Origin of the sequence: Brevibacterium sp., from assembly GCF_022712115.1 — a bacterium.
Classification (GTDB): Bacteria; Actinomycetota; Actinomycetes; order Actinomycetales; family Brevibacteriaceae; genus Brevibacterium; species Brevibacterium salitolerans.
In genome coordinates this window covers 1-14,294 of the sequence record NZ_JALAHB010000145.1, presented here as the reverse complement: position 1 = coordinate 14,294, position 14,294 = coordinate 1, and the positions used below count along the sequence as shown (strand labels likewise).

Here is a 14,294-nt window from a genome sequence, read left to right as displayed (position 1 = left end):
CGTCACACGGACCTGCCCACAGCCGCCCGCCCTGCGCACGCCCAGCTGGGGAGGAGATGAGGCTTCTCCACAGGCCGCACGAGAGCCTTGCCGTCCTGCTCCCGCCGCCGCACTGTGAGGACGTGTTCACCTCCCGTCTCCAGCTGGCGCGCGGCGCCCGGGTGCGGAGCCTCGAGCTCTCCGCCCCCGGATGGCTGCCTGCCGCGCAGGTGCTCGACACCGCCCTGGCACACGCTGTCGCAGATGACGGCGGAGGACCTCGGACCACGACGGAGACCGCACCCCTCACCGCGACCCCGGACCCGCCGGTGCAGCGCCGGCGTCCGCAGGCTTCCCGCACGGATGCACACACGCAGGAGACCTGGGCGCAGCGCTGTCTGCGCCTGCCCGAGTGCGCCTCCGTCCAGGGGCTGCCTCTCCTGCCCCGGAGCACGAGGGCGGCGGAGGGCACAGGACTGCTCGAGGTGGCCGCGGGCCCGGAATCGGGCTTCTGCGTCGAGGTGCCCCACGGCGAGTGGACGCTGGGCCGCGGCGACGGCCACGACCTCAGCCTGGGCGACCCGTACCTGTCCCGGCGGGGACTGCCTCTGCGGCACGGTCCGCGCGGCCTCACCGTGGGCGAGCGCCGCGCACAGGACGCGCCCACCGGCGCAGCTGACCGGAGCCCGGACCCGCAGGGCGTCGCCCCTCGCCCTGCGCTGAGTGCGGGCGCGACCGTGTTCCTCGACCGGAACCGCGCGGACCTGCCCTCTCTCGACGCCACCCCGCGGATGAGCGAGCACCTCGTCGACTGGCCGGTCATGAGACAGGTGTCACCGGCCAGGCCTCCGTCCTGGGCGCTCTACGCGGTGCCGCTAGCGATCGGAGTGGTGCTGGTCCTCGTCACGGGCATGTGGTGGTTCATGCTCTTCAGCCTTGCGGGGCCGCTCACCGCCGTCCTCGGCCTGCGCACGGAGAAGAGGCGTGTGCGGAGGGAGACCGAGGAGGCCCGGGCGCAGCTGCGGCAGGAGACCGAGCGCGTCGTCGTCGATCTCGCCGCGGCCGTCGGCACTTTCCGTGCGCAGCTGAGCGCACAGGGCCCCGCGGCCGGCGCGGGGATCGTCGTGGGCCGCGGCACCTGCGTGAGTCCCGTGGGGGTGAGGCTGCCGCGCGCCCAGCAGGAGGCCGATGCGGTGGCCGCCCAGCTCCCGCCGCATGTCCGGCTCGACGGCACCGCGCACCTCCTGTGCGACGACGTCCCGCTCGTGGTGCCCGTGTGCTCCCGCATCGAGGTGAGCGGTCTGCCGGAGTCCGTGCACGGCGTGCTGCGCGCGCTGCTCAGCGAGCTCGCGGACGCCGAGGTGCGCCTCCCCCACGTGCCCTCGCTGCCGGAGACGAGCGGACTGACGGCGCTCAGCGAGGCGGTGCCGGGCGCAGGCGCACTGACCGCCGAAACCGGTGCAGGCGCTGCCGGGACGGCCCCCGGGAACCCCGCCTTCGTCTCCGGAGGTGCGGAGCGCCGAGGTGGAACGCGCCCGGTCCGGATGGGATCCGCTGGGACCACGCCCGAGTCCGGGCGAGCGGAGGCGACGCTCCGGACGGAGACCTGTGCCGATGGGCGAGTGCTCGCCGTCCTCGACACCGACGCCGGGACTCCTGCTCACAGGCGGTGTTCCCATGCAGGAACCCTGTCAGACCGGCCTCTCGTCGTCCTCCGCGACCGGGGCGACGACGGGTACGGGGAGATGCTGCTGCCGGCCCCTGCGGAGCTCCGCGCGCTGAGCGGTGGGCTCTGGGCGGTGTGCGGAGCTCCGCTGAGCGGCCGAACCGCGATCCACTCGCACTCCGCGGCGACGCACGTCCGCCTCCTGCGCACTCGGCTCGCACGTGGACCCCAGCTGGGCGCCGCACAGACGCCGGCCGGCGAAGCCACCACCACGGAGCTGCTGCGCCTGGACGGCGCGATGCACCGCGGCCCCTCTGGTGAGCGGCCGGGCGGCCTCTCCCCCGTTCCTCTGGGCACGGCGCTGGGTCCGCCTTCCGCAGCGGGACCACACGGCCCGGGCCCTCCTTTCCCGAGCGGCGGCGCGATCTCCGGTGGCCTCGGCGACCTCGGCGATGCCGCCGCCGGCCCGGAAACGAGCGGCCGCCAGTGGCTTGTGCACCCGGATCTGCTCCGGCACGGACCCCACGCGCTCGTCGCCGGCACCACGGGGAGCGGGAAGTCCGTCCTCCTCCAGTCCTGGCTGGAGCTCCTCTGCCGCAGGCATTCTCCGCAGCAGCTGCGTCTCGTGCTCCTGGACTTCAAGGGCGGGGCCGGTCTGAGCCGTTTCGCCGAGGACCCGCACACGGATGCCCTGGTGACCGATCTGGACGAGGCCTCCGCACTGCGGGCCGTCCGCAGCATCGGTGCAGAGGTGAAGCGGCGGGAGCGACTGCTCGCAGCCGCGGAGGCACACGACATCGAGGAGTACTGTGCCCGCCGCGACTCTCAGGAGAGGGCGTCTCCGGAAGCCGGCGCACAGGGCGGAAGACGGACGGCCGGAGGCGAGGAGGAAGGAGTGGACGGTCTGCCCCTCATGCCGCGCCTGCTCATCGTCGTCGATGAGTTCCATGTGCTCGCGGCTCTGAGCACGACGGTCCTCACGCAGCTGGAGCGGCTCACCGCTCTGGGCCGGTCGCTGGGGATCCATCTCCTCCTCGCCACCCAGCGGCCCGCCGGCGTCGTGACAGCGCAGATGCGCACCAACATCGCGCTGCGCATCTGCCTGCGGGTGCGCGACGAGGCGGATTCGCTGGATGTGGTGGGGGTCCCGGACGCCGCCCGCATCCCTCCGGACCAGCCGGGCAGGGCGCTGCTGTCCTATGGAGAGGGTGTGCAGGCGTTCCGATGCGGGCTGCCGGAGCCTGCCGTCCCGGCTGAGGGCGAGGCGGCCGGCGAGGCACTGCCCGAGGTCCGCGTCCGCGATCTGCGCACTGACCGGGTCACGATCGCGCCCCTCACCCCTGCTTCTGCACCGCAGCGCCCCTCCGCTTCGCCTTCCGGCGCGTTCCCACCCGGTCCCCTCCACCGGGTGATCGCTCCTGCGCTGCCGGAGCGCTTCGTCCCCGGTGTTCCGCACGCGGTCGCACTGCTGGATCTGCCCGACTTCAACGACCAGCGCACATGGCAGGCCGGAGAGGAGACCGGCACCGTGCTCCTCACCGGTGGGCGGGGCGGCGGGTGGACCACTGCCGCAGAGGTGCTGACGCGGGCGTTCCGGCTGGCCGGGGAAGACGTCGTGCACCTCGCAGCGGCAGCGGCGTCCCCGGAGGTGGATGCGGCGAGGATCCTGCGCACCGGCTTCTCCGCCGGGTGGTTCCTGGAGTTCCTGCTCAGGGAGCTGGAGCAGGAGCCTCGTCGCTGCCGCATCGTCGTCGACGACTGGGAGGAGCTGCAGCGCGCCCACCGGGGTTCGGACCGGACGGAACGCCTGGAGCGGCTCCTCACGGGAGGCTTCGGGATCCGAGCCGTCGTCACCGGGTCGCGGCGTCTGCTCGCGCAGCGCATCGGGCAGGAGGCGCGCACGCGGGTCGTCTTCCCTCCGCACAGTGAGCAGGACGCCGTCTACTACGGACTGCGGCCGGACCGGTTTGCGGGAGCCTGGCCGCCGGGCCGGGCGGTCGTTCTGGGCGAGGCCGCGGCTGAGGCAGGCCGCGCGGGCGCGGATGCCCAGTTCGCCCTGCCTGTGCCGATGGAGACGACGGAGGCCGAAGCGACGAGGGAGATCGCGAAGGCGGACGCAGCGGAGTCACCGGAGGCGGGCGCCCCAGACCCTGCGGAGCCGTTCAGCAGCGTCCACCGCCCATCCCCATGCGGGCCGCATCCGTTCTGGATGGGCTTTCGCGCTGTGTCAGCCGTTCCCCGCTTCGGCACCCAGAGGGAACCCGCTGAGCCACCCGCACCGCACGCCGCCTCATCCGGCCCCGGCGCCGCCGGCCCTCTGCCGGATGTGAGTGTGCAGGTGGGGACGGACCCGCTCGGCAGGCCCATCGTCTGGCACCCTGGCCGTCATGGGGGCATCCTCCTCGTCCGCGTCCCGCAGGAACGGCTGGTCCCGGAGGAGCTCCACGCAGTCCTCTCGGCTCACCGGGTGCCTCTCCTCACGCAGCCCGATGAGCCCAGTGACCGGGAACAGCTCGAGACCGCAGCCGCAGGCGGTCCGCCGGTCTGCCTGGTCCTGCCGGCACAGCGGACGCACCGCCCCACACCGTTCGGCCGCACCAACGACCACGGGCCCACCCTGCTCCTCGGCGAATGGCGAGAATCGGACATGCGCGGACTGGGGCTGAGGGATCTGCCGTGCATCCCCGTGGAAGCCGATGCCCACTGGTGGCTGACGGACGACGGCGCAGTGCCGGTCAGGATCCGCAACGCATGAGAGGACCTCACGGGCTCTTCCACAGAGGTCCGCCCCACGCTCCTTCGTCAGTCCTGCGGGTCGCGCACCAGCGTGAGGTACTCGGCAAGCACGGCAGCGGAACCTGCGTCGAGCAGCGTCTCCACCACCGCGGTCTCCGTCTCCATCTCACTCGTCACCTCCAGCACCAGCGGCATCTCCACGGACAGCCGGCCCAGCAGCGCGCGCAGGTCCTGCGGATCGCCGTTGACACTGCCGGCCGTGAGCTCGGTGGCGTCCTCCCCGCCGGCGGCGCTGAGCGCAGGCGAGGCCCACTCCTCCGGCGTGAGGTCCGCGAACGGCGCGTGCTCAGCGGCGGCAGTGCCGGGAGCAGCGCCGCTGCCCGCGGTCCCGGCCGCACCGTTCCGGCCGGGGCCCGGCCCACCGTCGCCGGCCTCGGCGTCCTCCCGGGCGAAGGAGACCGCGAACGCCGTCACCGCGCGCCTGTTGATGTCCTGCTCCCGTGCGGGATCGTCCTCCCCCGCGGGACGCCAGAGGGCGGCCCCGTGCGCGCCGGCTGCCGGCGAGAGGAACCGTGCGTTCACCTGGCCCAGCGTCATCTCCGCAGCGGGGTCCGCCGCACTGGTCCGCGCGTACCACTGGGCGAAGGCCCGCGTGAGCGCCACGGAACCGGTGTCGATGACCTGCATGTCCTCGATGCGGTCCGCGCCCGCCAGCCCCAGGGCCCCGGCGTCGATGCGCACGATGCGCGTGGAGAAGAGCTCCGTGAAGCCCACTGCCCGGGCGAACGCCTCTCCGACGCCCTCCCCGGCGAGCACCCGGGCACGCAGACCCAGGCCGGCGAGAGCGGTGCCGGCCGCCTCCGCGACGACGGCCTCGAGCAGCGCACGGCCCAGGCCGCGTCCGCGCTCCTCCGGCGCGACCTCGACGTGCACCCAGGCGCGCTGCGGATGCGCAGGGGACTCTGCCACGGCAGCGGCGCCCACGACCACGGAGGGACCGGGACCGTCCGCGTTCACCTCTGCGACGACGGTCCGGGTGAGGGGTTCGTCACCCGGGACGCGCAGGAGGGCCCGAGCCGCGAGCTGGGCGGGAGAACCGGCGTCCGGCAGGACCTGCGCGAGGGCGCGGTCGTCGCCGTCCGCCCACCTGCGCAGGCGCACCCCTGAGGGAACGGGGGCGGACGCGCCGGAAGCGGGAGGAGTCGTGGAGGTCATGGGCGTCTTCTCCGGTACTGTCTGAGACTATGAGCGCAAGCGAACTCACCGATCCTATCGCCGCTGCCGCAGAGGCCGCAGGCATCCTCAACTCCCGCGCTGGCGTGGACGGGCACGACATCGCCCTCGTCCTGGGGTCCGGCTGGGGCGGGGCCGCGGACCTCCTGGGCGAGACCGTCTCGGAGATCCCCGCGGAGGAGGTTCCCGGCTTCCACGCCCCGTCCGTGCCCGGCCACGGCGGCACCCTGCGGACCATCCGTCTGGAGAACGGCGCCCACGTGCTGGTCCTGGGCGCCCGCCGCCACTTCTACGAGGGCCGCGACGCGATCGCCACCGCACACGGTGTGCGCACCGCGGCCGCCGCCGGCTGCTCCACCCTCGTCCTCACCAACGGCTGCGGCGGTCTCCGCCGGGAGTACGGCGCGGGCTCCGTGGTGCTCATCAGCGACCACATCAACCTCACCGGCGCCACTCCCCTGCAGGGCCCCACCTTCGTGGACCTCACGGACCTCTACTCCTCCCGTCTGCGCGATCTCGCACGCGAGATCGACCCGGAGCTACCCGAGGGCGTGTACGCACAGTTCACCGGACCTCAGTACGAGACGCCCGCCGAGGTGCAGATGGCGAAGGTCCTGGGCGCGGACCTCGTGGGCATGTCCACCGCGCTCGAGGCCATCGCCGCCCGCCACGCCGGCATGGAGATCATGGGCATGTCGCTCGTGACCAACCTGGCCGCCGGCATCCAGGAGACCCCGCTCAGCCACGCCGAGGTGATCGAGGCCGGCCAGGCCGCCGCACCGCGCATCTCCGGGCTGCTCGCGGAGATCACCCGCAGGATCGCGACCGAGCGGAGCAGCGGCACGCACAACGGCGACGGACAGAACGGCACGGAGGACTGACATGGTCGCGGTGGCCACCGGCTTCACGGGCGGATTCGATCCGGACGTCGTCCGTGCCTGGATCTCGGACGACCCGGACCCCGCCACGCGGGCAGAGCTGACCGAACTTCTCGAACTCGCGCTCGAGGAGCCCGGTGAGGCTTCCGCGAAGGCACTCGCAGATCTCACGGAGCGCTTCTCCGGTCCCCTGGAGTTCGGCACCGCGGGCCTGCGCGGAGCACTGGGAGCCGGCCCCCACCGCATGAACCGGGCCGTCGTCATCCGTGCCGCGGCGGGACTCGCGGCTTTCCTCCGCGCACACACCGACGAGGCGGACACCGAGGCCGTACCCGGCATCACGCCCGCTTCCTCGGGCCCCGCCTCCGCTGACCCCACCGCAGGTGGCGCTGCCGAGGCCGCGCAGCCGTTCACCGTCGTGATCGGCTGCGACGCCCGCCACGGCTCCGCAGACTTCGCCCGCGACACCGCCGCCGTCGTCACCGCCGCGGGCGGCCGGGCGCTCCTGCTGCCGGCGCAGCTCCCCACGCCGGTGCTGGCGTTCGCGGTCCAGCACCTGGATGCGGACGCCGGCGTGATGGTCACCGCCAGCCACAACCCGCCGCAGGACAACGGCTACAAGGTCTACCTGGGCGCGCGTCCCCTGCGCACACTGGGCGGGGACGCCGAGGCCGCCGTGGGTGCCGGCGCCCAGATCGTCCCACCTGCGGACGCCCTCATCGCCGCGGCGATCGCCGCCGTCCCCTCCGTCACGGAGACTCCGCGCGCGGAGTCCGGCTGGGAACAGCTGGGCGAGGAGATCGTCTCCGCCTACCTGGACGCGGTCGCCGGTCTCCATGCGCAGGCGCACCCGGACGGCCCGCTGCGGATCGTCACGACCGCGCTGCACGGCGTGGGTGCCTCCACCCTCGCGAGCGTGCTGAGCCGGGCCGGATTCCACGACGTCCACCCCACGCTCTCGCAGCAGGATCCGGACCCGGACTTCCCCACCGTCGCCTTTCCCAACCCGGAGGAGGCCGGCGCTCTGGACGAGGCCGTCGCCGTCGCGGAGCGGGTCTCCGCCGACCTGCTCATCGCCAACGACCCGGATGCCGATCGCTTCTCCGCCGCCGCGCCCTCCCCGGACGGCTCCGGCTGGTACCAGCTCTCCGGCGACGAGGTCGGCATCCTCCTCGGCGAGGCCGTCGCCACCGCGCAGGCGGACGCGCACGCACCCGGTGCCTCGGGCCCCGGCGTGCTCGCGAACTCGATCGTCTCCTCCCGCGGGCTCGCGGCCGTCGCCGCTCACCACGGCCTGCAGCACAGGAGTTCGCTGACGGGCTTCAAGTGGATCTCCCGCGTACCGGGGATCGTCTACGGCTACGAGGAGGCGCTGGGCTACTGCGTCGACCCCGTACACGTGCGCGACAAGGACGGGATCAGCGCCGCCGTGCTGTTCGCCTCCTATGCCTCCCGCCTCCGTGCGGAGGGCTCCTCGATCACCGCCGAGCTGCGCCGCATCCGTGCCCGCGACGGCGTCTTCCGCACCTCTCCGCTCACCTTCCGGCTCGAGGACACGAGCCTCATCGCCGCCGCGATGGCCGCGCTGCGCGCCGCGCCACCGGTCTCCCTCGCAGGCTCCCCGGTGAGCACCGTCGCCGACCTGGCGCTGGGATATGAGGACCTGGCCCCCACGGACGGCCTACTGCTCCTCACCGCCGCCGGAGATCGCGTGATCGTGCGGCCCTCCGGCACAGAGCCCAAGCTCAAGTGCTACCTCGAGACGATCGAGCCCGTGCATGGAAAGGCCTGCGGCGTGGATGCCGCGTGGAACGCTGCCGGACTCCGGATCACTGCCATCGTCAGGGAGTTGCGAGCCTACTTCAAACTGTAGGCCGCCACACCTGACGCTGCGCTCACGCCCGTGGGCCTGGAACGCGACCAGGCCCACGGGCGTTTGGCTACTGACAAGCAGCTTTACCTGCACCGCGCGGAGCCCACATACATAGCACAGGGGGTACCGCGGTACCCCCTGAGGACCGATCCTCAGACCGTGAGTCAGACAGTCATCTGACGACGATGGAAGAGCAGTGCACCCGCGCCCATCAGCAGCAGCGACAGTGCAATACCCAGCTGCCCGAACATGTCCATACCCGTACGGGGCAGCTCGTTGCTCGCACCAGGCTTGGAGGTGTCCCCGGAGCCTCCGGACGGAACCTGAGCGCAGGAGTCCCGCTGCTCACCGTCACCGGAACCATCCGACTCACCCGGAACACAGGTCTCCGAGGCCTTCTCGCACGAACCCGGCTGCTCACCGTCACCGGAACCACCCGGCTCACCCGGAACACAGGTCTCAGGCGTCTCCGACGGCCCCTCCGAGGGGTTCTCCGAAGGCGTCTCGGAAGGCTCAGGCGTCTCCGAGGGGTTCTCCGAAGGCGTCTCGGAAGGCTCAGGCGTCTCCGAGGGGTTCTCCGAAGGCGTCTCGGTAGTCTCAGGCGTCTCCGAGGGATACGCGGTCGCACGCGCGGTCCAGTGGAGGCGCGTGGAGGCACTCGCGATGCTGTCCGAGCTGTGCGCGATCATGAGGGACTGAATCCGCTTACTCGGGTTGGCGCTGGTAAGCAGGAGCCCTTCATACTGCAGGCCGGTCAGCTCGGCAGTCAAGACCGCATCACCATCCGGAGCGTCCTCGGGCACGTTGAGATAGATCTCCTCACCCGTCGGCACATGGGCCGCGTCGATGAGGGTGCCATCGGCAGTCACCAGGTCGAAATCCGAGGAATTGGTCAGAGTCACATGACCCTCGGAAGCTTCGATGAGGACGGGTCCGATCTTCTCACCGGCCGCCCCTTCCTGCTCCTCCGGCGTCACCGTCAACACAGGACGGACAGCCTCCGGCAAGCCTGTATTCGCTTCACCAATCAGATAATCGATGACGCTCTGCACACGCTGTGCACGCTCGGAGGTAGTGTCCAGACTGCCGCGTCGGCCGAGGAGCCCCTGGTACTCGAAGTTCGCCGGCGCCGGCGCCGCATCGGTAAGCGTCCAGATTGCCGTCTGTGTTGCAGTGATCGCCTCACGCTGCGTCAGGCCGGTCACGCCCGCAGCCGCCCCCTGAGTCTCGAGGGAGCGACGCGGGTACGAGTGAGCGATGATCCAGGCGACTCTTTCGCGCACGGACTGGTCGAGAGCGAAGTTGTTGTCACCGGGGAAAGAGTCCCAGCCTCCCACCTGCATACCATCACGGTATCCAGCCGGCACCTCGACCTCGATGCAGTACGCCAGCTGATCAGGCGTATCGCCAGGAGCCGTGTAGAGCCCAAACAACTGCGGGTAGGCGAGCGCGTCACCCCACACGATCTCGTGTCCCTGCACGGACTCGTCGACCGAGCCAAGGCGCGGATAACCCTCAGGGTAGGCCACAGCGTGCGCGTATGACGCACTTCCAAGCAACATTGCGATAAGCGCAACGAACGCAATCACCATTCGTCGACATCGACTCTTATTCATATTTTTCACAGTTGCAGACGTTACCGTTCCTCGACACTTTGGGATTCCAATAACTTTCACAGGTAACTCTGATATAGGCGCTCGCATATCGGAGGACATCAGCATCCACTCCGCCAACCCCTCCGCATCACCGCAGCCCGCTTCTCTTTTAGGATGCCAGGTCCACGCAAACCCCGACCCATCGAAGCCAGCAGTCACGACCCCACCCCCGACGGCCGCCCCGAAGTTCTGCGTTCAGCGCAGGCGAGCCGTGATCCAGTTAACGACCAGCCATATAACGGCAAGCACGAACGTCTGCCAGGCCAGGTAGACACTCAGCATCGACTGCGCTCCACCCACAATCACACTCGCAAGGAACGCGATGAGGCTCCCGAGGAGCGCAATGTCGCCTGTCAGGGCCGAGGCGCGCCTGCCGATCTCGCGATCACGCTCATCGGCAGGTTCGAAGAAGGTCACCCGCAGCACGTCGCCGGCGCCGGAGGCCCGGATGGCGACCGCCACCACGTACTGGGCAGCGCCCGTGACGATGAGGAGCCAGCTCAGCGGCCAGTCCGTGGTGAGCAGCAGGACGACGCCCACCGTCACGAACAGCATCGAAGTGAACAGGTTGTAGCCGGAGACGCGCAGCGCCCGCAGCGTCCGGCGCAGGCGCCCGTCATCCGTCGACATCGAAGACCTCCTCGACCGTGCTCCCGAAGAACCGCGCCAGATGCACCGCCAGTTTGAGCGAGGGGTCGTAGCGCCCCTTCTCCAGGGAGTTGATCGTCTGCCTGGAGACTCCCACCTGCTCTGCGAGCCCCTGCTGGGAGAGCCCGCTCTCCATGCGCAGCTCGCGAATCCTGCTGTCCACCTGGAAAGCATACTTGACAACGCGCAGGACGGTAAAGCACCCTTGACATGTCAAACACGCTTTCCACCTCAGGAGATCACGATGGATCAGCTCCTCGGCTTCGCAGAGTCCTTCCCACCCGCCCTGCAGTGGCTGGCGATCATGCTCGTGAGCGCGATCCCGTTCGTCGAGTCCTACTTCGGCACGTTCCTGGGGATCCTCGCCGGGGTGCCCGCTCCCCTGGCGCTCATCGCCGCGATCGTGGGCAATGCGGCCTGCATGCTCGTCCTCGTCCTCCTCGCGGACGCCGGGCGGAGGAAGACGCTCGCTCTCCGGCGTGCACGCCGGGAGACCGCCTCGGCCGGTGCAGCAGCGCCTGCCGGTGCAGCAGCTTCGGCCGAGGTCGCACGACAGACCGCGACAGGCACGACGCTGGAGGCTGACCCTGACACCGCGCCGGGAGCTGCGGCCGCGGGCACGCAGCCGGACGTCGAGGAGCTCTCGCCGCGGAGGCAGAAGTTCAAGCGCGCCTTCGACCGCTACGGCGTGGCCGGGGTGAGCCTCTTCGGCCAGGCGATCCTGCCCAGCCAGATCACGTCCGCGATGATGGTGGGGTTCGGTGCCAGCCGCAATGCCGTCATCCTCTGGCAGATCGTGGGCATCACCCTCTGGGCGGGCCTGTTCGGCCTGCTCGCACTGGGCGGCGTGAACCTGTTGGGCGGCTGAACGGTCCCCCATACGTGCGCGAGAGCTCGGGTGCGCCGTGCAATCACGCGGCGCATCCGAGCTTTCGCGCACGTGCAGCCCGCAACCTCAGCCCCGCAGCTCCGCGAGGATGCCGGCGGTGCCGGAGAGACCCAGCCGGGAGGCGCCGGCGTCCAGCATCTCCTGCGCCGCGGCGAGGGAGCGGATTCCGCCCGAGGCCTTCACACCCAGGCGGTCGCCCACCGTCTCGCGCATGAGGCGCACCGCCGCGGCGCTGGCGCCCCCGGAGGGGTGGAAGCCCGTCGAGGTCTTCACATAGTGCGCACCCGCGGCCTCACAGCGCCGGCAGGTCTCGACGATCTCGGCATCCGTGAGCACGGCGGACTCGATGATCACCTTCACGATCGCCGCACCCCGCGTCGCCGCCTCCGGGTCGCCTCCGGCCTCGGGCAGACCGGCGACCTTGGCCGCGGCCGCCACGGAGTCCACCACGGCCCGCACATCCGCCTCCACGGCGTCCCAGTCGCCGTCCTTGACCATGCCCACGTTCACCACCATGTCCACCTCGCGGGCACCGTCGGCCACCGCGCGGGCGGCCTCGGCGGCCTTGATCTCGCTCTTGACCGCCCCGGAGGGGAACCCGCAGACCGTGGCCACCACGAGGTCCCCCGTCTCCGCCACGGGCAGCGCCGAGGGCGAGACGCAGATCGCGAGGACGCCCAGCTCCCTGGCCGAGGCGACGTGCGCGGCGAAGTCCGCGGCGGACGACTCCGGCTTGAGGAGGGTGTGGTCGACGCGGGCGGCGAGCTCTGCGGAGGTGACGGTCATGTGCGGTTCCTGTCGGTAGGGGTGGATGTGGGGGAACCGCTCCGCACGGTGCAGGCCCGTGCCGGGCTGCGGCCGTGCGGAGCGGCGGGGGCTCAGCTCACGCGATCGAGGATCACGGTGCCGCGCCCGGAGGGGCCGAGGCCGTCGTAGGTGACGGAGCCCTCGAGGATCTCCAGCGCACGGGGGAACCGCTCCGGCTCGTCCGTGTACAGGGTGAGGAGCGGTTCGCCGGTCTCGATGGCATCGCCCACCTGCTTGTGGATGACGATGCCGGCGCCCGCCTGCACCGGATCCTCCTTGCGGGAGCGTCCCGCTCCCAGCCGCCAGGAGGCGATGCCCACGCAGAGCGCGTCCATCTCGCGGATCACGCCGGAGCGCTCGGCGCGGACGACGTGCTTCTCCCGCGCGACCGGGAGCTTGGCCTCGGGATCCCCGCCCTGCGCCCTGATCATCCGCCGCCAGGCGTCCATCGCGCGGCCGTCCTTGAGCGCGGCGTGCACGTCGTGCCCGCCCTGTCCCGCGGCCTCGAGCATCTCCTGCGCGAGCGCGACGGTGAGCTCCACGACGTCGGAGGGACCGCCGCCTGCGAGCACCTCCACGGCCTCGCGGACCTCGAGGGCGTTGCCCACCGTCCTGCCCAGGGGCGCGGACATGTCCGTGAGCAGCGCGGAGGTGCGCACGCCCGCGGAGCGGCCCAGGTCCACCATGACCTCGGCCAGGCGGCGCGCGTCCTCGCTGCGCTTCATGAAGGCGCCGGCGCCCACCTTGACGTCGAGGACGAGCGCCGAGGTGCCCTCCGCGATCTTCTTGGACATGATCGAGGACGCGATGAGCGGGATGCAGTCGACGGTGCCGGTGATGTCGCGCAGCGCATAGAGCTTCTTGTCCGCAGGGGCCAGGCCGGGGCCGGCGGCGCAGACCACGGCGCCCGGATCCTCGAGGCGCTCCATGAGCTGCTCCCGGCTGAGCGCGGCCTTCCAGCCGGGGATGGTCTCGAGCTTGTCCAGCGTGCCGCCGGTGTGGCCCAGGCCGCGCCCGGAGAGCTGCGGGACGGCCACGCCGAAGACGGACACCAGCGGTGCCAGCGGCAGGGTGATCTTGTCCCCCACCCCGCCCGTGGAGTGCTTGTCCGCCGTGGGTCTGCTGAGGCCGGAGAAGTCCAGTCTGTCGCCGGAGGCGATCATGGCCCGGGTCCAGGCTCGTATCTCCTCCATGTCCATGCCCCGGAGGAAGATCGCCATCGCGAGCGCGGACATCTGCTCGTCCGCCACCGCCCCGCTTGTATAGGCGTCTTTCACCCAGTCGATCTGCTTCGTGGTGAGGGTCCTGCCGTCCCGCTTGGCCCGGATGACATCCACCGCGTCGAATCGTTCCACCCTGATCGCCTCCTTGCGTAGAAACGTTCCGCGATCACTGTGATCGTAACCCGGCCGGGGCATCACTGCAGGTGCGACGGCCCGAAGGCCTCGGGGAGCACCTCGGAGAGCGGCCGCACCCCCGAGGGCATGTCCAGCAGGAGGTCCGGCCCGCCGAACTCGAAGAGCAGCTGCCGGCACCGTCCGCAGGGCACGAGTACTACCCCGCTCCCGTCCACACAGGCGAAGCCGACGAGGCGCCCGCCGCCCGTGCGCGCGAGCTCGGAGACGAGCCCGCACTCCGCGCAGAGCCCCAGGCCGTAGGAGGCGTTCTCCACGTTGCAGCCGGTGACGATCCGCCCGTCGTCCGCGACCGCCGCAGCCCCCACCGGGTACCGGGAGTAGGGCACGTAGGCGTGGGCCATCGCCCTTCGCGCGTGCGCGCGCAGCTCCTCCCAGGTCGCCGAGGTGCCGGGCACGGTCCCCGCGCCGGCTGCGGCCTCCTGCCCGGCTGCGGCCTCGTGCCCGGCACCGGCCTCGGGCACGGCCTGCTCGCCGGGTCCGGCCTCCGTCCCGGGCCGCTCCCCCGTCATGGG

The 14,294-nt window shown here is 71.4% G+C and carries 11 protein-coding genes; 4 read left to right on the top strand and 7 right to left on the bottom strand.

Going from position 1 to position 14,294, the window contains the following annotated elements:
• Window positions 1–56: 56 nt before the first annotated feature.
• The gene (locus Q0A33_RS08360) at window positions 57–4,400 is read left to right on the top strand and encodes an FtsK/SpoIIIE domain-containing protein (RefSeq protein WP_291795071.1); all 4,344 of its coding nucleotides are present in this window, start codon (window positions 57–59) and stop codon (window positions 4,398–4,400) included.
• 47 nt (window positions 4,401–4,447) lie between these two features.
• Here Q0A33_RS08360 and Q0A33_RS08355 read toward each other — a convergent pair whose 3' ends face one another.
• Window positions 4,448–5,596 carry a GNAT family N-acetyltransferase gene (locus Q0A33_RS08355; RefSeq protein WP_291795070.1) on the bottom strand — a complete coding sequence of 383 codons (1,149 nt, stop codon included), beginning with the start codon at window positions 5,594–5,596 and terminating at the stop codon, window positions 4,448–4,450.
• A 29-nt stretch (window positions 5,597–5,625) separates the two neighbouring features.
• Here Q0A33_RS08355 and Q0A33_RS08350 point away from each other — a divergent pair, with 29 nt between their 5' ends.
• Together Q0A33_RS08350 and Q0A33_RS08345 are read left to right on the top strand one after the other, a co-directional pair.
• Window positions 5,626–6,495: a purine-nucleoside phosphorylase gene (locus tag Q0A33_RS08350; protein WP_291795068.1), complete on the top strand. Its 870-nt coding sequence runs from the start codon at window positions 5,626–5,628 to the stop codon at window positions 6,493–6,495.
• 1 nt (window position 6,496) lies between these two features.
• On the top strand, window positions 6,497–8,365 hold the full coding sequence (locus Q0A33_RS08345; protein WP_291795066.1) for a phospho-sugar mutase: 1,869 nt from the start codon (window positions 6,497–6,499) through the stop codon (window positions 8,363–8,365).
• Between the two features lie 164 nt (window positions 8,366–8,529).
• On the opposite strand, the gene Q0A33_RS08340 is transcribed toward Q0A33_RS08345, so the two are convergent.
• The 3 genes from Q0A33_RS08340 to Q0A33_RS08330 form a co-directional block, all read right to left on the bottom strand.
• On the bottom strand, window positions 8,530–9,894 hold the full coding sequence (locus Q0A33_RS08340; protein WP_291795065.1) for a Cys-Gln thioester bond-forming surface protein: 1,365 nt from the start codon (window positions 9,892–9,894) through the stop codon (window positions 8,530–8,532).
• A 321-nt stretch (window positions 9,895–10,215) separates the two neighbouring features.
• Window positions 10,216–10,650, bottom strand: coding sequence for a hypothetical protein (locus Q0A33_RS08335; protein WP_291795063.1), 435 nt, complete (start codon window positions 10,648–10,650; stop codon window positions 10,216–10,218).
• Window positions 10,637–10,831, bottom strand: coding sequence for a helix-turn-helix transcriptional regulator (locus Q0A33_RS08330; protein WP_291795061.1), 195 nt, complete (start codon window positions 10,829–10,831; stop codon window positions 10,637–10,639). Before Q0A33_RS08330 ends, Q0A33_RS08335 begins: the two co-directional genes overlap by 14 nt.
• Window positions 10,832–10,912: 81 nt before the next feature.
• On the opposite strand from Q0A33_RS08330, the gene Q0A33_RS08325 reads away from it, so the two are divergent.
• Window positions 10,913–11,536, top strand: coding sequence for a hypothetical protein (locus Q0A33_RS08325; protein WP_291795059.1), 624 nt, complete (start codon window positions 10,913–10,915; stop codon window positions 11,534–11,536).
• An 87-nt stretch (window positions 11,537–11,623) separates the two neighbouring features.
• On the opposite strand, the gene Q0A33_RS08320 is transcribed toward Q0A33_RS08325, so the two are convergent.
• From Q0A33_RS08320 to Q0A33_RS08310, 3 genes are all read right to left on the bottom strand, one after another.
• On the bottom strand, window positions 11,624–12,343 hold the full coding sequence (locus Q0A33_RS08320) for a deoxyribose-phosphate aldolase (protein WP_291795057.1): 720 nt from the start codon (window positions 12,341–12,343) through the stop codon (window positions 11,624–11,626).
• A 92-nt stretch (window positions 12,344–12,435) separates the two neighbouring features.
• A complete protein-coding gene (locus Q0A33_RS08315) occupies window positions 12,436–13,725 on the bottom strand; it encodes a thymidine phosphorylase (RefSeq protein WP_291795096.1) in 1,290 nt (429 codons plus the stop codon).
• Window positions 13,726–13,781: 56 nt separating this feature from the next.
• Complete coding sequence (locus Q0A33_RS08310) at window positions 13,782–14,177, bottom strand: cytidine deaminase (RefSeq protein ID WP_291795095.1); 396 nt, start codon at window positions 14,175–14,177, stop codon at window positions 13,782–13,784.
• Between the last annotated feature and the right edge of the window lie 117 nt (window positions 14,178–14,294).

What these genes read in the sequence shown, in the direction of transcription:
- Q0A33_RS08320 (WP_291795057.1), bottom strand. Translation starts at nt 12,343, where the DNA reads ATGACCGTCACCTCCGCAGAGCTCGCCGCCCGCGTCGACCACACCCTC.
- Q0A33_RS08325 (WP_291795059.1), top strand. Translation starts at nt 10,913, where the DNA reads ATGGATCAGCTCCTCGGCTTCGCAGAGTCCTTCCCACCCGCCCTGCAG.
- Q0A33_RS08355 (WP_291795070.1), bottom strand. Translation starts at nt 5,596, where the DNA reads ATGACCTCCACGACTCCTCCCGCTTCCGGCGCGTCCGCCCCCGTTCCC.
- Q0A33_RS08345 (WP_291795066.1), top strand. Translation starts at nt 6,497, where the DNA reads ATGGTCGCGGTGGCCACCGGCTTCACGGGCGGATTCGATCCGGACGTC.
- Q0A33_RS08350 (WP_291795068.1), top strand. Translation starts at nt 5,626, where the DNA reads ATGAGCGCAAGCGAACTCACCGATCCTATCGCCGCTGCCGCAGAGGCC.
- Q0A33_RS08360 (WP_291795071.1), top strand. Translation starts at nt 57, where the DNA reads ATGAGGCTTCTCCACAGGCCGCACGAGAGCCTTGCCGTCCTGCTCCCG.
- Q0A33_RS08335 (WP_291795063.1), bottom strand. Translation starts at nt 10,650, where the DNA reads ATGTCGACGGATGACGGGCGCCTGCGCCGGACGCTGCGGGCGCTGCGC.